23 protein-coding genes are annotated in these 20596 nt (G+C 60.6%); 22 read left to right on the top strand and 1 reads right to left on the bottom strand.

Translation table 11 applies throughout. The features are described from left to right. Positions 1-11 precede the first annotated feature (11 nt). Positions 12-830 (bottom strand): type III secretion system regulator SuhB, encoded by an 819-nt coding sequence (suhB, locus tag PSAKL28_RS21925; protein WP_038614523.1) that lies wholly within the window; start codon positions 828-830, stop codon positions 12-14. A gap of 145 nt (positions 831-975) precedes the next feature. Here suhB and trmJ point away from each other — a divergent pair, with 145 nt between their 5' ends. The 22 genes from trmJ to PSAKL28_RS21815 all read left to right on the top strand — a co-directional run bounded on the left by trmJ (position 976) and on the right by PSAKL28_RS21815 (position 20551). Next, positions 976-1749, top strand: coding sequence for a tRNA (cytosine(32)/uridine(32)-2'-O)-methyltransferase TrmJ (gene trmJ / locus PSAKL28_RS21920; RefSeq protein WP_038614521.1), 774 nt, complete (start codon positions 976-978; stop codon positions 1747-1749). Beyond that, complete coding sequence (gene cysE / locus PSAKL28_RS21915) at positions 1750-2532, top strand: serine O-acetyltransferase (protein WP_038614520.1); 783 nt, start codon at positions 1750-1752, stop codon at positions 2530-2532. A gap of 153 nt (positions 2533-2685) precedes the next feature. Further along, a complete protein-coding gene (gene iscR, locus PSAKL28_RS21910) occupies positions 2686-3177 on the top strand; it encodes a Fe-S cluster assembly transcriptional regulator IscR (RefSeq protein ID WP_038614519.1) in 492 nt (163 codons plus the stop codon). Between the two features lie 42 nt (positions 3178-3219). Next, complete coding sequence (locus tag PSAKL28_RS21905; protein ID WP_038614518.1) at positions 3220-4434, top strand: IscS subfamily cysteine desulfurase; 1215 nt, start codon at positions 3220-3222, stop codon at positions 4432-4434. 46 nt (positions 4435-4480) lie between these two features. Beyond that, entirely contained in the window at positions 4481-4867 is a 387-nt protein-coding gene (gene iscU, locus PSAKL28_RS21900; protein ID WP_002552476.1) for a Fe-S cluster assembly scaffold IscU, read from the top strand. 28 nt (positions 4868-4895) lie between these two features. Then, the gene (gene iscA / locus PSAKL28_RS21895) at positions 4896-5219 is read left to right on the top strand and encodes an iron-sulfur cluster assembly protein IscA (RefSeq protein ID WP_038614517.1); all 324 of its coding nucleotides are present in this window, start codon (positions 4896-4898) and stop codon (positions 5217-5219) included. 8 nt (positions 5220-5227) lie between these two features. Next, positions 5228-5749, top strand: a complete 522-nt coding sequence (gene hscB / locus PSAKL28_RS21890) for a co-chaperone HscB (protein ID WP_038614515.1) — start codon at positions 5228-5230, stop codon at positions 5747-5749. A 42-nt stretch (positions 5750-5791) separates the two neighbouring features. Further along, a complete protein-coding gene (hscA, locus tag PSAKL28_RS21885; RefSeq protein WP_038614514.1) occupies positions 5792-7654 on the top strand; it encodes a Fe-S protein assembly chaperone HscA in 1863 nt (620 codons plus the stop codon). Positions 7655-7657: 3 nt separating this feature from the next. Continuing rightward, positions 7658-7999 (top strand): ISC system 2Fe-2S type ferredoxin, encoded by a 342-nt coding sequence (gene fdx, locus PSAKL28_RS21880; protein ID WP_038614513.1) that lies wholly within the window; start codon positions 7658-7660, stop codon positions 7997-7999. A gap of 12 nt (positions 8000-8011) precedes the next feature. Beyond that, positions 8012-8212 carry a Fe-S cluster assembly protein IscX gene (gene iscX, locus PSAKL28_RS21875; RefSeq protein ID WP_010223458.1) on the top strand — a complete coding sequence of 67 codons (201 nt, stop codon included), beginning with the start codon at positions 8012-8014 and terminating at the stop codon, positions 8210-8212. A 91-nt stretch (positions 8213-8303) separates the two neighbouring features. Beyond that, the gene (ndk, locus tag PSAKL28_RS21870) at positions 8304-8729 is read left to right on the top strand and encodes a nucleoside-diphosphate kinase (protein WP_038614512.1); all 426 of its coding nucleotides are present in this window, start codon (positions 8304-8306) and stop codon (positions 8727-8729) included. A 28-nt stretch (positions 8730-8757) separates the two neighbouring features. Next, positions 8758-9903: a dual-specificity RNA methyltransferase RlmN gene (gene rlmN / locus PSAKL28_RS21865; RefSeq protein WP_038614511.1), complete on the top strand. Its 1146-nt coding sequence runs from the start codon at positions 8758-8760 to the stop codon at positions 9901-9903. 13 nt (positions 9904-9916) lie between these two features. After that, on the top strand, positions 9917-10675 hold the full coding sequence (gene pilW, locus PSAKL28_RS21860) for a type IV pilus biogenesis/stability protein PilW (RefSeq protein ID WP_038614510.1): 759 nt from the start codon (positions 9917-9919) through the stop codon (positions 10673-10675). Continuing rightward, positions 10675-11712 (top strand): RodZ domain-containing protein, encoded by a 1038-nt coding sequence (locus PSAKL28_RS21855; protein ID WP_038614508.1) that lies wholly within the window; start codon positions 10675-10677, stop codon positions 11710-11712. The genes pilW and PSAKL28_RS21855 overlap by 1 nt, the downstream gene beginning before the upstream one ends. A gap of 3 nt (positions 11713-11715) precedes the next feature. Next, positions 11716-12825, top strand: a complete 1110-nt coding sequence (ispG, locus tag PSAKL28_RS21850; protein ID WP_038614506.1) for a flavodoxin-dependent (E)-4-hydroxy-3-methylbut-2-enyl-diphosphate synthase — start codon at positions 11716-11718, stop codon at positions 12823-12825. A gap of 24 nt (positions 12826-12849) precedes the next feature. After that, positions 12850-14139, top strand: coding sequence for a histidine--tRNA ligase (gene hisS / locus PSAKL28_RS21845; protein WP_038614504.1), 1290 nt, complete (start codon positions 12850-12852; stop codon positions 14137-14139). 39 nt (positions 14140-14178) lie between these two features. Then, positions 14179-14820 carry a YfgM family protein gene (locus tag PSAKL28_RS21840; protein WP_038614502.1) on the top strand — a complete coding sequence of 214 codons (642 nt, stop codon included), beginning with the start codon at positions 14179-14181 and terminating at the stop codon, positions 14818-14820. Further along, positions 14813-15964, top strand: a complete 1152-nt coding sequence (gene bamB, locus PSAKL28_RS21835) for an outer membrane protein assembly factor BamB (protein ID WP_174446949.1) — start codon at positions 14813-14815, stop codon at positions 15962-15964. The genes PSAKL28_RS21840 and bamB overlap by 8 nt, the downstream gene beginning before the upstream one ends. A 116-nt stretch (positions 15965-16080) precedes the next feature. Next, positions 16081-17541 carry a ribosome biogenesis GTPase Der gene (gene der, locus PSAKL28_RS21830; RefSeq protein ID WP_038614501.1) on the top strand — a complete coding sequence of 487 codons (1461 nt, stop codon included), beginning with the start codon at positions 16081-16083 and terminating at the stop codon, positions 17539-17541. Positions 17542-17688: 147 nt separating this feature from the next. After that, positions 17689-18837, top strand: coding sequence for a pyridoxal phosphate-dependent aminotransferase (locus PSAKL28_RS21825; RefSeq protein ID WP_038614499.1), 1149 nt, complete (start codon positions 17689-17691; stop codon positions 18835-18837). Continuing rightward, positions 18825-19616 carry an amidohydrolase gene (locus tag PSAKL28_RS21820; RefSeq protein WP_038614498.1) on the top strand — a complete coding sequence of 264 codons (792 nt, stop codon included), beginning with the start codon at positions 18825-18827 and terminating at the stop codon, positions 19614-19616. The genes PSAKL28_RS21825 and PSAKL28_RS21820 overlap by 13 nt, the downstream gene beginning before the upstream one ends. A 281-nt stretch (positions 19617-19897) precedes the next feature. After that, complete coding sequence (locus tag PSAKL28_RS21815) at positions 19898-20551, top strand: hypothetical protein (RefSeq protein WP_038614497.1); 654 nt, start codon at positions 19898-19900, stop codon at positions 20549-20551. The last annotated feature ends 45 nt before the right edge of the window (positions 20552-20596 follow it).

Below are 20596 nucleotides of genomic sequence, written 5' to 3'. Positions count from 1 at the left end.
CTGATCGAAACTTAGCGTTTGATCGAAGCCGGCAGGTGCGGCTGAATAGCGGTCAGCACGGCTTTGAAGCACTTGATGTTACCGGCAACGATATGACCCTTTTCAAGGAAGTCGTGGCCGCCGGTGAAGTCACTCACCAGGCCGCCAGCTTCCTGGATCAGCAGGGCGCCTGCAGCCATGTCGTATTCCGACAGGCCCGACTCCCAGAAGGCGTCGAAGCGGCCGGCGGCGACGTAGGCCAGGTCCAGGCTGGCAGCGCCAGCGCGGCGGATGCCGGCAGTCTGGCCAACCAGGGCGCGGAACATGCCCAGGTAGTTGTCCAGATCAGCCATCTGGTTGTCGCGGAACGGGAAGCCGGTACCCAGCAGAGCGCCTTCCAGGCTGGTGCGGGCGCTGACGCGCAGGCGACGACCGTTCAGTTGGGCGCCACGGCCACGGCTGGCGGTGAATTCTTCCTGGCGGACAGGGTCCAGAACCACGGCGTGCTCAAGGCGGCCACGGTATTTGCAGGCAATGCTGACAGCAAAGTGCGGAATGCCACGCAGGAAGTTGGTGGTGCCGTCCAGTGGGTCGATGATCCACAGGTAGTCCTTGCCTTCTTCGCCGGTGCCGGCGTGCAGGCCGGTTTCTTCGCCGTAGATGGAGTGGTTCGGGTAGGCCTTGCGCAGGGCATCAATGATTTTCTGCTCTGCGGCGCGATCGACTTCCGAGACGTAATCCTTGGCGTCTTTTTCATCAACCTTGATGGTATCCAGGCGCTCGATGGAGCGGAAAATCAATTCACTGGCGCTGCGGGCGGCGCGCAGCGCGATATTCAGCATGGGCTGCATGGACGTTTCACCTGGGTCGTTAAAGAAAGCCGAACATTCTAGCAGAAAACTTTGCGCGAAGAAGGGTGACATTTGCTTTCGTAGCGTAAAGTCGGTGTGTTCTGTAAGATTTGCTGCCTCTTTCCCGTGTCTGTGAGCGCTCGCCTTGCTGCAAAATATTCGTGTTGTTCTGGTCAATACCAGCCACCCCGGCAATATCGGCGGCGCTGCGCGTGCCATGAAAAACATGGGCTTGTCGCGCCTGGTGCTGGTCGACCCGCAGGATTTTCCGTCGCATGAGGCCGATGCCCGTGCGTCGGGTGCCGATGATGTGCTCGGTGGCGCCCAGATAGTTGCCACCCTCGAAGAGGCGCTGGTCGGTTGCAACCTGGTGTTTGGCACCAGTGCCCGTGAGCGTCGCATCCCCTGGCCGCTGGTCGACCCGCGCGAATGTGGCAGCAAAGTCATCGAGCATGCCGTCCAGGGTGAAGAGATCGCCCTGGTGTTTGGTCGTGAGTACGCCGGCCTGACCAACGAAGAGCTGCAGCGTTGCCATTTTCATGTGCACATCCCCTCCAATCCTGATTTCAGTTCGCTGAATCTGGCGGCGGCGGTGCAGGTGCTGTCTTACGAGGTGCGCATGGCCTGGCTGGCTGCCGAAGGTCAGCCTTCAAAGGTGGAGAAGTTCGAGGTGACGTCGGTGCGCAGTAGCGAGCTGGCGACCATGGATGAAATGGAGCTGTTCTACGAGCACCTGGAAAAGACCCTGGTCGACATCGGCTTTCTCGACCCGGAAAAGCCCAAGCACCTGATGCCGCGTCTGCGCCGGCTGTATGGGCGCAGTTCGGTCAATCGTTCGGAAATGAGTATTTTGCGCGGCATCCTCACGGAAACCCAGAAAGTGGCCCGTGGCGAGCCGCATAAGCGCAAGGATCAATAAATGTTCGAGCGTCTGCGTGAAGATATCCAGAGCGTTTTCCACCGTGACCCGGCGGCGCGCAACGCCTTTGAAGTGCTGACCTGCTATCCGGGCATGCATGCGATCTGGCTGCACCGGGCGGCGCACGCGCTGTGGAAGCGTGACTGGAAATGGCTTGCCCGGCTGGTATCGAACTTCGGGCGCTGGATGACCGGTATCGAGATTCATCCGGGGGCCAAGGTCGGCCGGCGCTTCTTCATCGACCATGGCATGGGTATCGTGATCGGCGAAACGGCCGAGATCGGCGACGATGTCACCTTGTACCAGGGGGTGACCCTGGGTGGCACCAGCTGGAACAAGGGCAAACGCCATCCGACCCTGGAGGATGGTGTGGTGGTGGGTGCCGGAGCCAAGGTGCTGGGACCTTTTACCGTCGGTGCCGGAGCCAAGATCGGCTCCAATGCCGTGGTAACCAAGGCAGTGCCGGCAGGTGCTACTGCCGTGGGGATCCCGGGGCGCATCATCGTCAAGACCGACGCCGAAGTTGAAGCCAAGCGCAAGGCCATGGCCGAGAAGATCGGCTTCGATGCCTACGGTGTCAGTGAAGACATGCCTGACCCGGTCGCGCGTGCCATTGGTCAGTTGCTCGATCACCTGCAGGCAGTCGATGGGCGCCTGGAGGATATGTGCGGTGCGCTGAAGAGTCTGGGCAGTGACTACTGTGCCAAGGAGCTGCCAGCGCTGCGCGAAGAAGACTTCGCCGAGATCAAGGACGAAGCACGTAGCGACGCGTCGACGCATTGACAGAAGGGGCGTGCGCAGGCGCCCCTTAGTTTGCTATCATTCGGCCGCCGTCTTGCGGTAAACCCGACTAAAGCACTAGGTCTTATAGTTGACTTAAATGCTCGGGAATTGCATACTCGCTCCCATCCCGTAACCCCGTGGTACCTACTAGCCATGCGACTGACTACAAAAGGCCGATACGCCGTGACCGCCATGCTCGACCTGGCGTTGCACGCGCAGCATGGGCCGGTGTCTCTGGCCGACATTTCCGAACGCCAAGGCATCTCCCTCTCTTATCTGGAGCAGCTGTTTGCAAAGCTGCGCCGTAGCAGCCTGGTTTCCAGTGTGCGCGGACCTGGCGGCGGCTATCAGCTGTCGCGAAGCATGGAGAGCATTCAGGTAGCCCAGGTTATCGACGCGGTCAATGAATCGGTCGACGCCACGCGCTGCCAGGGCCTGGGTGATTGCCACGCCGGCGACACCTGCCTGACCCACCACTTGTGGTGTGACCTGAGCCAGCAGATTCACGAGTTTCTTAGCGGCATCAGCCTGGCTGACCTTGTTACTCGCCGTGAGGTACAAGAAGTCGCCCAGCGCCAGGACCTGCGTCGTATTGCAGGCCGGGCACCGCAGCTGGACAAGATTGAGACGTCCGCCGTCGAATGACCGTTTCGACGCGCGGCGCGACCGCCTGATAGGAGATATTCAATGAAGTTGCCGATCTACCTCGATTACTCCGCGACCACACCGGTCGACCCACGCGTTGCCCAGAAGATGAGCGACTGCCTGCTGGTCGACGGAAACTTCGGTAACCCGGCGTCGCGCTCCCACGTCTTTGGCTGGAAAGCCGAAGAAGCGGTCGAGAACGCCCGTCGCCAGGTCGCTGACCTGGTCAATGCCGATCCGCGGGAAATTGTCTGGACCAGCGGTGCCACCGAGTCCGACAACCTGGCAATCAAGGGCGTCGCGCACTTCTACAGCACCAAGGGCAAGCACCTGATCACCTCCAAGATCGAGCACAAGGCTGTTCTGGACAGCACTCGTCAGCTGGAGCGTGAAGGCTTCGAAGTCACCTACATCGAGCCAGGCGCCGATGGCCTGATCACCCCGGCCATGGTTGAAGCTGCCCTGCGTGATGACACCATCCTAGTGTCGATCATGCATGTGAACAACGAAATCGGCACCATCAACGACATCGCTGCCATCGGCGAACTGACCCGCGCCCGCGGCGTCATGTTCCACGTTGACGCGGCCCAGTCGACCGGCAAGGTTGAAATCGACCTGCAGAAGCTGAAAGTCGACCTGATGTCGTTCTCTGCACACAAAACCTACGGCCCTAAAGGCATCGGCGCGCTGTACGTCAGCCGCAAGCCTCGTGTGCGCCTGGAAGCCACCATGCACGGCGGTGGTCACGAGCGCGGCATGCGTTCGGGCACCCTAGCGACTCACCAGATCGTCGGCATGGGTGAAGCCTTCGCCATCGCCAAAGAGCTGATGGCCAGCGAAAACGTGCGCATCAAGGCCTTGAGCGACCGCTTCTACAAGCAGGTTGAAGGTCTGGAAGAGCTGTACATCAACGGCTGCATGACCGCACGCATCCCGCACAACCTGAACCTGAGCTTCAACTACGTCGAAGGCGAGTCGCTGATCATGGCGCTCAAGGACCTGGCCGTTTCGTCCGGCTCGGCCTGTACTTCGGCTTCGCTTGAGCCGTCCTACGTGTTGCGCGCCCTGGGCCGCAACGACGAGCTGGCACACAGCTCGATCCGCTTCACCTTCGGTCGTTTCACCACCGAAGAAGAAATCGACTACGCCGCGCAGAAGGTTTGCGAGGCCGTGACCAAGCTGCGCGAACTGTCGCCGCTGTGGGATATGTACAAAGATGGCGTCGACATCTCCAAGATTGAGTGGGCTGCGCACTAAGTAGTCGCCGGCAAGAGCGGCTCTCTGATGAGGAAGGAATTGCACCATGGCATACAGTGAAAAGGTCATCGACCACTACGAAAACCCGCGTAACGTCGGCAAGATGAATGCCGAAGACCCGGATGTCGGCACCGGCATGGTCGGAGCTCCAGCGTGCGGCGACGTAATGCGTCTGCAGATCAAGGTCAACGAGCAGGGCGTCATCGAAGATGCCAAGTTCAAGACCTACGGCTGTGGTTCGGCCATCGCCTCCAGCTCCCTGGCCACCGAGTGGATGAAGGGCAAGACGCTGGACGAAGCCGAAACCATCAAGAACACCCAGCTGGCCGAAGAACTGGCGCTGCCGCCAGTGAAAATCCACTGCTCGGTGCTCGCCGAGGACGCCATCAAGGCGGCCGTACGCGATTACAAGCAGAAGAAAGGTTTGCTCTAAGTTCGCCTGTTGCAGGTAAGGAGTCTCGATGGCTATCAGCATGACAGAAGCCGCCGCCAACCATGTGCGGCGCTCCATTGATGGACGCGGCAAAGGCGTTGGAATTCGCCTCGGCGTGCGCACCACCGGCTGCTCGGGCCTGGCCTATGTGCTGGAGTTCGTCGATGAGCTGGCCGACGAAGACCAGGTCTTCGAAAGCCATGGCCAGAAAGTGATCATCGATCCGAAAAGCCTGACGTACCTCGACGGCACCGAGCTGGATTTCGTCAAGGAAGGGTTGAACGAAGGCTTCAAGTTCAACAACCCCAACGTACGCGGTGAGTGTGGCTGCGGCGAAAGCTTCAACGTCTGAGGCTGCGCGTGGGTACTCCTTGTCATTTCGCCCTGTTTGACCTGCAACCTGGCTTCCGTCTGGATCTCGACAAGTTGGCCGTTCGCTATCGCGAGCTGGCCCGCGAGGTCCATCCGGATCGCTTCGCCGATGCCTCCGAACGTGAACAGCGCATAGCGCTGGAGCGTTCGGCTGCGCTGAACGAGGCCTACCAGACTCTCAAGAGCGCGCCCCGGCGTGCCCGCTACCTGCTGGCGATCGGCGGCCATGAAGTGCCGCAGGAAGTCACCGTCCATGATCCCGAGTTCCTGCTGCAGCAGATGCAATTGCGCGAAGAACTCGAAGACCTGCAGGACAGTGCCGACCTCGATGGCGTGGCCGTTTTCAAGCGTCGCCTGAAAACCGCCCAGGAAGCACTCAACGAGGACTTCGCCGCCTGCTGGGATGATGCTGCGCAGCGCGAACAGGCCGAGCGCCTGATGCGCCGCATGCAGTTTCTCGACAAGCTCGCCTATGAAGTGCGCCAGCTGGAAGAGCGCCTCGACGATTAACCCGGCGCTGCCTCTGGCGGCGCCCCTGGTATTCAGATAAGCATGGCCCTACTGCAGATTGCCGAACCCGGTCAGAGTCCTCAGCCGCACCAGCGCCGCCTGGCGGTGGGTATTGACCTTGGTACCACCAACTCCCTGGTTGCCGCCCTGCGCAGCGGCCGTAGCGAGCCCCTGCCTGACGCTCAAGGCCGGGTCATCCTGCCTTCGGCGGTGCGTTATCACGCGGATCACATCGATGTCGGTCAGGTTGCGCGCGATGCCGCTTCCAGCGATCCGCTCAATACCGTGCTGTCGGTCAAGCGCCTGATGGGCCGTGGCCTGGCGGACGTCAAGCAGCTGGGTGAGCAACTGCCATACCGCTTTGTCGGCGGTGAATCGCACATGCCGTTCATCGACACCATTCAGGGCCCGAAAAGCCCGGTGGAAGTCTCGGCCGATATCCTCAAGGTTCTGCGTCAGCGCGCTGAAGAGACCTTGGGTGGCGAGTTGGTCGGTGCGGTCATTACTGTTCCGGCCTATTTCGACGATGCTCAGCGCCAAGCCACCAAGGACGCTGCGCGCCTGGCCGGTCTGAACGTTTTGCGTCTGCTCAATGAGCCGACTGCAGCGGCCGTGGCCTATGGTCTGGATCAGAACGCCGAAGGCCTGGTAGCCATTTATGACCTGGGCGGCGGGACTTTCGATATCTCGATCCTGCGCCTGACTGGCGGTGTCTTTGAAGTGTTGGCCACTGGTGGCGACAGCGCCCTGGGCGGCGACGACTTCGACCACGCGATCGCCAACTGGATCGTCGAGCAGGCCGGCCTGTCCTCGGACCTTGATCCGGGTGCCCAGCGCCAGCTGCTGCAAACCGCTTGTGCGGCCAAGGAAGCCCTGACCGATGCTGATTCGGTCAGTGTCGCCTATGGCAACTGGCAGGCTGAGCTGACCCGCAGCGCGTTCGATGCGCTGATCGAACCGATGATCTCCCGTAGCCTCAAGGCTTGTCGTCGCGCCGTGCGTGACAGTGGCGTCGAGCTTGAAGAGGTCGGCGCGGTGGTCATGGTCGGTGGTTCGACCCGCGTTCCGCGCGTGCGTGAGGCGGTCGGTGCCCTGTTTGGCCGCACCCCGTTGACCGAAATCGATCCGGATCAGGTGGTCGCCATTGGTGCCGCGATCCAGGCCGATACCCTGGCCGGCAACCGCCGTGATGGTGGCGAACTGCTGCTGCTTGATGTGATCCCGCTGTCCCTGGGGCTTGAAACCATGGGCGGGCTGATGGAGAAGGTGATTCCGCGCAACACCACCATCCCGGTCGCCCGTGCCCAGGAGTTCACCACCTATAAAGACGGCCAGTCGGCGATGATGATCCACGTGCTGCAAGGCGAACGTGAATTGATCAGCGACTGCCGCTCGCTGGCGCGCTTCGAACTGCGGGGTATTCCGGCGATGGTCGCCGGCGCGGCGAAGATTCGCGTGACCTTCCAGGTCGATGCCGACGGCCTGCTCAGCGTTTCGGCGCGCGAGCTGGGTTCGGGCGTCGAATCAAGCATCCAGGTCAAGCCGTCCTACGGTCTGACCGACGGCGAAATCGCCCGCATGCTCAAGGATTCCTTCGAACATGCCGGTTTTGACAAGGTCGCTCGCCAGTTGCGTGAGCACCAGGTTGACGCTGAGCGTCTGCTTGAAGCGGTGCAGGGTGCCCTGGACGCCGATGGCGAGCGCCTGCTGGACGCCGAAGAGCGCTTGGCTATCGAACAACAAATGCAAGACTTGCGTGATTTGATCAACGGCACCGATGGCGCTGCCATCGAGCAACAGACCAAACGTCTGTCGCAGGTGACCGATGCCTTTGCCGCCCGTCGCCTTGATTCGACGGTAAAAGCCGCGTTGGCCGGGCGCAACCTGAATGAGATCGAGGAGTAACAGATGCCGCAGGTGATTTTTCTGCCCCACGAGAAGTTCTGCCCGGATGGCATGGTTGTAGAGGCCGAGACAGGTAAGTCGATCCTCGAAGTGGCGCATGACAACCACATCGAAATCGAAAGCGCCTGCGGCGGCGTCTGCGCTTGCACCACGTGCCACTGCGTGATTCGCGAAGGCTTCGACTCGCTTAACGAGGCCGACGAGCTGGAAGAGGACTATCTTGACCGTGCCTGGGGCCTGGAACCGACGTCGCGCCTGACCTGTCAGGCCAAGGTCGGCACCGAAGACCTGACGGTCGAGATTCCCAAGTACTCCCTCAACCACGCCGCCGAAGCGCCGCATTGATCTGGAGCTGACATGAGCCTGAAATGGGTTGATGTACTTGAAATTGCAATCCAGCTTGCCGAAAGCAAGCCGGAAGTCGATCCTCGTTATGTGAACTTCGTCGATCTGCACCAGTGGGTGCTGGCTTTGCCGGATTTCAGTGACGATCCGCAGCGTGGCGGCGAGAAGGTTCTCGAAGCCATCCAGGCGGCCTGGATCGAAGAAGCCGACTGAGCGCGCTCGGCAGGTTAGGCAATCCCCCGGAACCCGCGTATAATTCGCGGGTTTAATTTTTCGCTTCACTCAACGTTTCTGGAGTTACACCATGGCTGTTCAACGTACTTTCTCGATCATCAAGCCTGACGCCGTTGCCAAGAACGTGATCGGCAAGATCACTTCCCGCTTCGAAGAAGCTGGCCTGAAAATCGTTGCTTCGAAACTGAAGCAACTGTCCAAAGCCGAAGCCGAAGGCTTCTACGCTGAGCACAAAGAGCGCGGTTTCTTCGCTGACCTGGTTGCTTTCATGATCTCCGGTCCAGTAGTTGTTCAGGTTCTGGAAGGCGAAAACGCCATCGCTCTGAACCGTGAGCTGATGGGCGCTACCAACCCTAAAGAAGCTGCTCCAGGCACCATCCGCGCCGACTTCGCTGAATCCATCGACGCCAACGCCGTTCACGGTTCGGACTCCGAAGCCGCTGCTGCTCGCGAAATCGCTTACTTCTTCGCAGCTACCGAGGTAACCACTCGCTAAGCGAAAGCTTACGGGTGAGGGTGAATCCATGACGACATCGACTGGCAAAACTAACCTGTTGGGGCTGACCCAGCCGGAAATGGAAAAATTCTTCGACTCTATCGGGGAGAAGCGTTTCCGTGCCGGTCAGGTAATGAAATGGATTCACCACTTTGGCGTCGATGATTTCGACGCCATGACGAATGTCGGCAAGGCCTTGCGCGAAAAGCTCAAGGCCGTTGCCGAGATTCGCGGTCCGGAAGTGGTCAGCGAGGACATCTCCAGCGACGGCACCCGTAAATGGGTGGTGCGCGTGGCGTCCGGCAGCTGCGTCGAGACCGTGTACATCCCCCAGGGCAAGCGTGGCACCTTGTGTGTCTCGTCTCAGGCCGGTTGCGCCCTGGACTGCAGTTTCTGCTCCACCGGCAAGCAAGGATTCAACAGCAACCTCACCGCCGCCGAAGTCATCGGCCAGGTGTGGATTGCCAACAAATCGTTCGGCAGCATTCCCGCCACCATCGACCGCGCCATCACCAACGTGGTGATGATGGGCATGGGTGAGCCGCTGCTGAACTTCGATAACGTGGTCGCCGCCATGCATTTGATGATGGACGACCTCGGCTACGGCATTTCCAAGCGCCGGGTGACCCTGTCCACCTCCGGCGTGGTACCGATGATCGATGAGCTGGCCAAGCACATCGACGTCTCCCTGGCCCTGTCGCTGCACGCGCCGAACGATGCGCTGCGCAACGAACTGGTGCCGATCAACAAGAAATACCCGCTCAAGCTCCTGCTCGAGTCGTGCATGAACTACATGTCGCAACTCGGTGAAAAGCGTGTATTGACTATTGAGTACACCCTGCTCAAGGACGTCAACGACAAGCTCGAACACGCCGTGGAAATGGCCGAGCTGCTCAAGAACGTGCCGTGCAAGATCAACCTGATCCCGTTCAACCCGTTCCCGCATTCCGGTTACGAGCGGCCGAGCAACAACGCCATCCGCCGTTTCCAGGACCACCTGCATCACGCCGGCTACAACGTGACGGTGCGCACCACCCGTGGTGAAGACATCGACGCCGCCTGTGGTCAGCTGGTAGGGCAGGTGATGGATCGGACCCGCCGCAGCGAGCGCTATATCGCCGTGCGTCAGTTGAACGCTGAAGGCGAAATGCAAGACAGCGCTGTGCGCAACTGAAGAGAGGAACTCCATGACCTTGCGCGTCGCGCTGTCGATTCTGTCGCTCGCCCTGCTTGCAGGCTGCGTGTCCGGCGGGAGTTCGGACACGCTGGCGACGCGCGAAGGGCGCGCGCAGGCCGGGCAGGCCTATGTGCAGTTGGGGCTGGGTTATTTGCAACAAGGTTTGACCGAGCAGGCCAAAGGGCCGCTGAAAAAAGCGCTTGATCTCGATAGCCAGGACGCCGCTGCAAACGGTGCCCTGGCTTTGGTGTATCAGGCCGAAGACGAACCGGAACTGGCGCAGAAGCACTACCGCAAGGCCCTGGCCAGTCGCCCGGACGATACGCGGACCCGTAACAATTACGGCAGTTTCCTTTATGCTCAGGGGCAATACGTCCAGGCGCAGCAGATGTTTGCCCAAGCTGCGGCCGATACCCTGTATCCTGAACGTTCACGCGTATTCGAGAGTCTCGGCCTGACCGCGTTGCGGCTGGGCCAGCGCGACCAGGCGCAGGAATACCTGGTAAAAGCTTTACGGCTCAACCAGCAGCAACCACGCGCGTTGCTGGAAATGGCTGAGTTGTCTTACGAAGACAGGCATTATGTGCCGGCCCGTGACTACTACGATCGTTTCAGCCAGCTGAGCGACCACAGTGCCCGCAGCTTGCTGCTGGGCAGTCGCCTGGCCAGCGTCTTCGAAGAACGGAACAAGGCCACCGATCTGGGCCTGCAATTACAACGACTTTATCCCGGTACGCCGGAATATCAGCAATACCTGTCGGAGCAATGATGAAAGCGGCGCATCCCGAAGTAGCAGCAGCGACTCGCGAGAATCCAGGTGAGACTCTGCGTCAGGCCCGTGAGAACAGGGGCTGGTCGCAAGTCGAAGTGGCTCACAAGCTGAACCTGACCGTGAGTTCCTTGAACAACCTTGAAGCCGGCGCCTTCGACAAGCTGCCTGGTCACACCTTTGCCCGCGGCTACATCCGTGCCTATGCCAAGCTGCTGGACATGGATCAGGCCGCGCTGGTGCAAGCTTTTGACCAATGCACCGGTACCGACGCCCAGGGCAGCGACGTGCACGCGCTGGGTCGCATTGAAGAGCCGGTGCGGTTGTCGCACAACATTCTGCGCGTCGTCAGCCTGTTGCTGTTGGTTGTGGTGATTGGTGGCGGCTTCTTCTGGTGGCAGGAGCAGGGCAGCCAGAGCAGCAAAGACCTGGTCAATATGGCTCTGGAACATGTCGAGGTCGAAAGCGCCGACGGCACCACCCAGATCCATCCGCTGGACGAACCTGAAGACCAGGCGGTCAGCGCCGCGCAGCAACCGGAAAGCACCCCGCTGAGCCTGGAGCAGGCCCCGGCGGCCACTGAGCAGACCGAAACAGCGCCACAAACACCTGGCAGCACTGTGGTCGCGCCGGTAGTTCCGGCCGTCACTGCCCCTGTTGCACCTGTTGCTGCACCCGCCGCTCCGGTAGCTGCAGCGCCGGCACCTGCTCCGGTAGCCCCCGTCGCCCCAGTGGTGGTAGCGGCTGCTCCGGCCGCCACGCCGGCACCTGCGGCCCCGACCCCGGCATCTGCCGGCAGCGGCAAGCTGCACCTGCAATTCACCGCCGATTGCTGGACTTCGGTCACCGACGGCAACGGCAAGGTGCTGTTCAGCGCCATCAAGCGCAAGGGCGACAGCCTGGACCTGACCGGCAAGCCGCCGTTTGCGGTACGCCTGGGCTTTGCCCGGGGCGTGCAGGTCAGCTACAACGGCCAGCCTGTTGACGTTGCGCCGTTCACCAGTGGCGAGACTGCTCGCCTGAAGTTGGGACAATAAGTCATGCACGGCGAATCACCGATCAAACGTCGCGAATCGCGAAAAATCTGGGTAGGTAATGTTCCTGTCGGCGGCGATGCCCCTATCGCCGTACAGAGCATGACCAACACCGACACCAACGATGTCGCGGCCACCGTGGCACAGATCAACCGTCTGGTTGATGCCGGTGTCGATATCGTTCGTGTCTCGGTACCGGACATGGACGCGGCCGAAGCCTTTGGCCGGATCAAGCAGCAGGTCAGCGTGCCGCTGGTCGCCGATATCCACTTCGACTACCGCATTGCCTTGCGCGTTGCCGAACTGGGCGTCGACTGCCTGCGGATCAACCCGGGCAACATCGGCCGTGAAGACCGCGTGCGTGCTGTCGTCGACGCTGCCCGCGACCGCGGCATCCCGATCCGCATCGGCGTCAACGCCGGTTCCCTGGAAAAGGACCTGCAGAAAAAGTACGGCGAGCCAACCCCGGCGGCGCTGGTCGAGTCGGCCATGCGTCACGTCGAACACCTCGATCGCCTGGATTTCCAGGACTTCAAGGTCAGCGTCAAGGCCTCCGACGTGTTCATGGCGGTTGAAGCCTATCGGCTGTTGGCCAAGCAGATCATCCAGCCCCTGCACCTGGGCATCACTGAAGCCGGTGGCCTGCGCTCTGGTACGGTGAAATCCGCAGTCGGCCTCGGTATGCTGCTTGCCGAAGGGATTGGCGATACTATTCGCATCTCCCTGGCGGCAGACCCGGTTGAGGAAGTAAAAGTCGGTTACGACATCCTCAAGTCCCTGCACCTGCGTTCGCGTGGAATCAACTTCATCGCCTGCCCGAGCTGCTCGCGGCAGAATTTCGATGTGGTCAAGACCATGAACGAGCTGGAAGGGCGTCTGGAAGACCTGCTGGTACCGATGGACGTGGCCGTGATCGGCTGCGTGGTCAATGGTCCAGGCGAAGCCAAGGAAGCCCATGTGGGGCTGACCGGCGGTACGCCGAACCTGATCTACATCGATGGCAAGCCTGCGCAGAAGCTGACCAATGACAACCTGGTCGATGAGCTGGAACGGCTCATCCGCCAGAAAGCGGCCGAAAAGGCCGAGGCCGACGCGGCGTTGATCGCCCGTGGCTGATACCCAGATTCGTAAGGATTTTCCGTGAGCAAATCGCTGCAAGCCATCCGTGGCATGAACGACATCCTGCCCGAGCAGACCCCGCTGTGGCGCTATTTCGAGAGCACCGTCGCCGGCCTGCTGGACACCTACGGCTATCGTCAGATCCGTACGCCGATCGTCGAGTTCACCGAGCTGTTCAAACGCTCGATCGGTGAAGTGACCGACATCGTCGAAAAAGAGATGTACACCTTCGCCGACCGAAACGGTGACTCCCTGACCCTGCGTCCGGAAGGCACCGCGGCCTGCGTGCGTGCAGTGCTTGAGCACGGCATCAGCGGCGGTGGCCAGGTGCAGAAACTCTGGTACATCGGCCAGATGTTCCGCCACGAGCGCCCGCAGAAGGGGCGCTATCGCCAGTTCAACCAGATCGGCGTTGAAGTCTTCAACCTCGACGGTCCGGACATCGACGCCGAGTTGATCGTCCTCACCTGGCGCCTGTGGGGCCTGCTGGGTATCCGTGACGCGGTCAAGCTCGAACTCAACAGCCTGGGCACCAGCGAAGCCCGTGCGCGTTACCGTGATGCGCTGGTCGAGTTCCTCTCGGCGCGTCTGGAGCAGCTGGACGAAGACAGCCAGCGTCGCCTGAAAACCAACCCGCTGCGCATCCTCGACAGCAAGGACGCCAACACCCAGGCGGTGCTGGTTGGCGCGCCGAAGCTCGAAGACTACCTGGACGAAGAGTCGCGGGTACATTTCGATGGCCTCAAGGCACGTCTGGACGCCGCCGGTATCCCGTTCGTGATCAACACCAAGCTGGTGCGTGGCCTGGATTACTACAGCAAGACCGTGTTCGAGTGGGTCACCGACAAGCTCGGCTCCCAGGGCACTGTCTGTGCCGGTGGCCGCTATGACGGCCTGGTCGAGCAGATGGGCGGCAAGCCGACCCCGGGCGTTGGTTTCGCCATGGGTATCGAGCGTCTGATCCTGCTGCTGGAAACCCTGGAACAGGTACCCGAGTCGATCAACCGTCAGGTCGATGTCTACCTGTGCGCTTTCGGTGAGCAGGCAGAGCTGGCGGGCCTGGCCCTGACCGAGCGTCTGCGTGACCGCCTGCCGAACCTGCGCCTGCAGGTCAATGCCGGTGCTGGCAGCTTCAAGAGTCAGTTCAAGAAGGCCGACAAGAGCAACGCGCTGTTCGCCTTGATCCTGGGGGACGACGAACTGGCGCAACAAGTGGTAGGTTTCAAACCCCTGCGTGGCCAGGGCGAACAACAAAACATTGCCTGGGATGCTCTGGCAGAGCACCTGGAAGCTTCCCTCGCGCAGGCGTGAAGCGGGTCAACAGCCGATTTGGTGAAAAGGAGTATTGGGGTGTCGAGTACCGATGATGAACAGCTGGCGGCCTTCAAGGACTGGTGGCAGCGTAATGGCAAGCCACTGGTAACCGGCGGCCTGCTGGCACTGGTAATAGTGTTCGGCTGGCAAGCCTTCCAGAAATACCAGGGCAACCAGTCGCAAGGCGCCTCGAACCTTTATCAGGCCCTGCTGGAAACCACCCTGACGCCAAGCGGCGAGCCGGATGCGGCCAAGGTCGCGGAACTGTCCGGCAAGCTCAAGAACGAGTTTGGCGGTAGCGCCTATGCCCAGTACGGCAGCCTGTTCGTGGCCAAGGTCGCGGTCGAGGCCGGCAAGCTCGATGACGCTGCTGCCGAGCTCAAGTCGATCGTCGACAAGCCGGCTGATGACACCTTGGGCGAAATCGCCCGTCAGCGTCTGGCCCGTGTCCTGGCTGCCCAGAACAAGGTTGAAGAAGCGCTGAAACTGCTGGAAGGCGACGCCGACAAAGCGTTCCTGGCCAGCCGTGAAGAGCTCAAGGGCGACCTGCTGGTACAGCTGGGTCGTGCTGCTGATGCCCATGCCGCTTACGAAAAGGCCAAGGCCGCGCTGTCTGACGACGCCGCGATCGGTGGTTTGCAACTCAAGCTCGACGACCTGGCCAAAGGGGATGCGTGACGTGATCGGTTGGAAACATGCAGCAGTGCTGACCCTGGCCATTCTGGCCGCGGGTTGCAGCAGCAACAGCAAAAAGGAATTGCCGCCGGCCGAGCTGACCAAGTTCACCGAAGAGGTGGTCCTGAAGAAGCAATGGAGTCGTTCGATCGGTGACGGTCAGGGCGAGTCCTTCAACATGCTGGTCCCGGCGATCGAGAACGATCGTATCTACGCCGCCGATGTGACCGGCGTGGTGATGGCCATGGATCGCAATACCGGCGACGTGGCCTGGAAAAAGGACCTTGAACTGCCTGTCTCCGGTGCCGTTGGCGTCGGTTACGGCATGGTCATGCTCGGTACCCTGCGCGGCGAAGTGATCGCTCTGGATGCCAGCACCGGTGAACAGCGCTGGCGTTCGCGTGTTACCAGTGAAGTGCTGGCGCCGCCTGCCACCAACGGTGACGTGGTGGTCGTGCAAACCCAGGACGACCGTGTGATCGGCCTGGATGCCAGCACCGGTGATCGCCGCTGGATCTACGAAAGCACTCCAGCGGTACTGACCCTGCGTGGTACCGGTGCGCCGATCGTGACCAATCACCTGGCTGTTGCTGGTTTGTCGACCGGTAAGGTCATCGCGCTGGATACCCGCAACGGCGTGCCGGTCTGGGAACAGCGTGTGGCCATCCCGCAAGGCCGCTCGGAGCTTGACCGGGTTGTCGATATCGACGGCGGCCTGCTGCTGTCTGGCGGTATCCTGTACGTGAGCAGCTACCAGGGCCGGGTTGCCGGTCTGGATCTGGAAAGCGGCCGGGTGTTGTGGCAGCGTGATGCTTCCAGTTACACCGGTGTGGCCCAGGGCTTCGGTAACGTCTACGTGAGCCTGGCTTCGGGTACCGTGGAAGGCATCGACGAGCGTTCTTCGAGCGCCCTGTGGAGCAACGATTCGCTGGCACGTCGTCAATTGTCGGCGCCGGAAGTGTTCTCCAGCTATGTAGCAGTAGGTGACCTGGAAGGCTACCTGCACCTGCTCAGCCAGGTCGACGGTCGCTTCGTCGGTCGTGAGCGTATCGACAGCGATGGCCTGCGTGCCCGTCCGCTGGTGGTGGGTGACACCATCTATGTGTACGGCAACAGCGGCAAGCTCGAGGCGCTGACCATCCGCTGAGGCTATGCTTGAGGCCGTGCAGGCCTCGGGCTGCGGCACTTCGGGTGCCGCCCGAACTCCGGCCGCTGCAGTGCAGCGGCCTTTGTATTTTCTGAATTTATGAAGTGGAGAGCCGCATGGTTCCCGTAATCGCCCTGGTGGGCCGACCGAACGTCGGTAAATCCACCATGTTCAACCGCCTGACCAGGACCCGTGACGCTATCGTCGGCGACCTGTCCGGGCTGACCCGTGACCGCCAATACGGTGAAGCAAGCTGGCAAGGCCGTTCGTACATCCTGGTCGACACCGGTGGTATTTCCGGTGACGAGCATGGCATGGACGAGAAAATGGCCGAGCAGTCGCTGCTGGCCATCGAAGAAGCCGATGTGGTCCTGTTCCTGGTTGACGCCCGCGCCGGCCTGACCGCCGCCGACCAGATGATTTCCGAGCACCTGCGCAAGCGCAACAAGCGCTCGTTCCTGGTCGCCAACAAGATCGACAACATCGATCCGCAGATTGCCATCGCCGAGTTCTCGCCGTTGGGCATGGGCAACGCCATCGGCGTCGCCGGCGCTCAGGGCCGTGGCGTCAACAACCTGCTTGAAGCCGTGCTCAGCGACTTCCCGCGCGACAATGTAGAAGAGATCGATACCGACGTCGCCGAAGGCGAAGAAGCGGTACGCATCCCTGGCCCGAGCGAGAAAGATGGCATCAAGATCGCCATCATCGGTCGTCCGAACGTCGGCAAGTCGACCCTGGTCAACCGCATGCTCGGTGAAGACCGGGTAATCGTTTACGACCAGCCGGGTACCACCCGCGACAGTATCTACATTCCCTTCGAGCGTAACGAAGAGAAGTACACCCTGATCGACACCGCGGGCGTGCGCAAGCGCGGCAAGATCCACGAAGAAGTCGAAAAATTCTCCGTGGTCAAAACCCTGCAGGCGATCAAGGATGCCAACGTGGTCATCTTCGTCATGGATGCCCGCGAAGGCGTGGTTGACCATGACCTGAACCTGCTGGGCTTTGCCCTGGAAGCCGGCCGCGCCATCGTCATCGCCCTGAACAAGTGGGATGGCATGCAGCCAGGTGAACGCGACTACGTGAAAACCGAGCTGGAACGTCGGCTGTTTTTCGTCGACTTCGCCGACATCCACTTCATTTCGGCGCTGCACGGCACTGGCGTGGGCAATCTGTACCAATCGGTGCAGAACTCCTTCAAGTCGGCGGTTACCCGCTGGCCGACCAGCCGCCTGACCCAGATCCTCGAAGACGCGATCAGCGATCACCAGCCGCCGATGGTCAACGGTCGCCGGATCAAGCTGCGCTACGCCCACCTGGGTGGCGCCAACCCGCCGATCATCGTGATCCACGGTAACCAGGTCGAGAAAGTACCCAAGTCCTACTCGCGTTATCTGGAAAACACCTATCGCCGCGTGCTCAAGCTGGTCGGTACGCCGATCCGCATCGAGTACAAGGGTGGTGAGAACCCGTACGAAGGCAACAAGAACGCCTTGACCGACCGCCAGGTCAACAAGAAGCGTCGCTTGATGTCGCACCACAAGAAAGCTGAGAAGAAGCGTAAAGACAAACGCTAAATGCATCGCGGGGCAAGCCCGCTCCCACACTGTGGGAGCGGGCTTGCCCCGCGATTGCCCTGCGACTGTTTCAACCTTTTTCCTGACCACTCAATCCGCTATGCTCGGTCTCTGACCGCCGGATTGTTCAGCAGGAAAGAGGGCTTCATGATCAGTAGCAAGTTGCCGAACGTCGGCACGACCATCTTTACCACCATGTCCCAGCTCGCCGTGCAAACCGGCGCCTTGAACCTGTCCCAGGGTTTTCCCGATTTCAATGGTCCCCAGGCCCTGCTCGATGCGGTAGGCCGGCATGTGAGTGCCGGACACAACCAGTATTGCCCGATGACCGGTTTACCAGCCTTGCGCCAGCAGGTCGCGACCAAGATCGCCCGTAGCTATGGCGTCAGTGTCGATGCCGAGACGGAGGTCACCATCACCCCGGGTGCCACCGAAGCAATCTTTTGTGCCATCCACGCTGTCATTCGTGCTGGTGATGAAGTGATTGTCTTCGACCCGTGCTACGACAGTTACGAGCCTTCGGTCGAACTGGCCGGCGGACGCTGCGTGCATGTACAGCTCACCGACGGTCAATTTGCCATCGACTGGCAGAAGCTCACTGAGGCCCTGAGCCCGCGTACGCGGATGATCATTCTCAACTCGCCGCATAACCCCACGGGCGCGTTGTTCAGCCGCGATGACCTGGACAAGCTGGCACTGTTGATCGCCGACCGCGATATCTACCTGATCAGCGACGAGGTCTATGAACACCTGGTGTTCGACGGCGTACAGCACGCCAGTGTGCTGGCCGTTGAAGCGCTGTACCAGCGTGCCTTTGTCGTCAGCTCGTTCGGCAAGACCTATCACGTTACTGGCTGGAAGACCGGCTATGTAGTTGCTCCACCGGCACTGAGCGCTGAACTGCGCAAGGTCCATCAGTACGTCAACTTCTGTGGTGTGACCCCGCTGCAATGGGCGCTGGCCGATTTCATGGCTGAGCATCCAGAGCACGTCGAAGAACTCCCGGCCTTCTACCAGGCCAAGCGCGACCTGTTCTGCGATCTGCTGGCCACGTCACGCTTTCAGTTCACCCGCACCGCCGGCACTTACTTCCAGCTGGTCGACTACTCAGCCATCCGCCCGGACCTGAACGACGTCGAGATGTCGCTGTGGCTCACCCGTGAACACGGGGTGGCAACCATCCCGGTATCGGTGTTCTACCAGCAACCCATTCCCGAGCAGCGCCTGGTGCGCCTGTGTTTTGCCAAACGCGAGGAGACGCTGCGTCAGGCAGCGGAGAAGTTATGCGCGATCTGAGTGCTCTGCCAAACCTGAAAGTCGCCCTGGTGCAGACAACCCTGGCCTGGCACGACCGGCTGGCCAACTACGAACATTTCGACGGCTTGCTGGAGCAGGCCCGTGGCGCCGATCTGATCATCCTCCCGGAAATGTTCACCACCGGTTTTTCCATGGACTCCGAGAGCCTGGCCGAGCCGGAAAACGGCCCGACCTACAAGTGGCTCAAGAGCCAGGCGAAAAAGCTCGATGCGGTGGTTACTGGCAGTGTGATTATCCAGGCCGCCGACGGCAGCCACCGCAACCGCCTGCTCTGGGCACGCCCGGATGGCGAGATCCTGTTCTACGACAAGCGCCATCTGTTCCGCATGGCCGGCGAACATAAGCATTACACCCCAGGCGAGCGTCAGGTGCAGTTCGAGGTCAAGGGCTGGCGGGTGCGCACGTTGATCTGTTACGACCTGCGCTTCCCGGTATGGAGCCGTGATGCGCAAGATACCGACCTGCTGCTGTACACGGCCAACTGGCCGGCGGCGCGGCGTCAGCACTGGAACCGCCTGTTGCCGGCACGGGGCATTGAAAACCTGTGTTACGTGGCGGCGGTGAACCGGGTCGGTACTGACGGCAAGGGCTTTGCCTATTCTGGCGACAGTCAGGTGCTGGATTTCCAGGGCGAGAGCCTGCTCAGCGCGGGGGAGGCGGATGGGGTCTTTACCGTGATTCTCAATGCGGCTGACCTGGCAGCCTACCGCACGCGTTTTCCGGCCAATCTGGATGCCGATACCTTCGAACTGCACTGACCACCGTTGTCAGGAAGGTTTTCAGGCGGTTGGTTGAGTGTTGAGTGCCAACTGCGCAACTTCAAGCGTGCTTGATCTCCAAGCACGTTAAGCCATAGCAACCCTGCTGGCGGATAGGCCCGGCAACTATCCGCCGCCCCGGAGGAAACCGTTCAGCATTCATTCAGATACAGGCCCAAGTGCATGCTCGTTGTCGCCCTCGCATGGACTTTGAACCGCCCGACATTCGCTTGCGAGGCGTAGGCACGATTCAGCGAATGGCAGGGGCAGGAGTGAATGGTATGTACCCACAAGAGTTGAACAAGAATTTCGTTGCTACGCTGGTGTGCTTGGCCGATCCAGAACATCCGATTCCGGTCAGGGTCTCATGGCACAGATCATCGTCGAAAAAGAAGAACCGGAAGAAGTCGGGTCATCTTGAAAGCCCACTTGCGGCGAGCATCCTGCAAGACATTGGCTTGGACGACTCAGAGGATATTGACGTGGAGGAGCTGGGGCCGGCCAAGACTATTGAGCAGGGTACTCACGCCTTGTTCGCTAATGTCGATTCCGGATGGTTGCAGCTGTCAGCCAACGCTAGCTCTCGACCTGTGAAGCTGGCTTTCGTTTTCATCGAGCAGATAGCTGATCGTATTCACTTCAACGTCGGAAGCCTTGCCCAAGGCCTTTACTTCGGCCAGCAAATTGATTCCAGCCGCAATGGCTTTCTCGGCTTTTACAGCAGTGTGGGTGACGAAGTATTCTGGAAAATAGAACCGGCGGGTTTCTACGAAGGCTTTGGCGATCAGCGGCCCGCGTTTTTTCTGCGTGACCGCAAGGGATATACGGTAAAAGCGCAATCAGAGGAAGGTGTCACTTACCTCTCCACAGGTGGTAACGGGAGCCCCCTTCTCTTTACCCTGGATGACTATGAATTAATTGAGTTCCCTGCGTAAAAACGAGATTACAAGGCGCATGTGCGTTTCCATAAGGGCTTTAGG

This window comes from Pseudomonas alkylphenolica (genome assembly GCF_000746525.1).
Lineage (GTDB): Bacteria > Pseudomonadota > Gammaproteobacteria > Pseudomonadales > Pseudomonadaceae > Aquipseudomonas > Aquipseudomonas alkylphenolica.
This window is presented reverse-complemented; position numbering and strand designations above follow the sequence as displayed.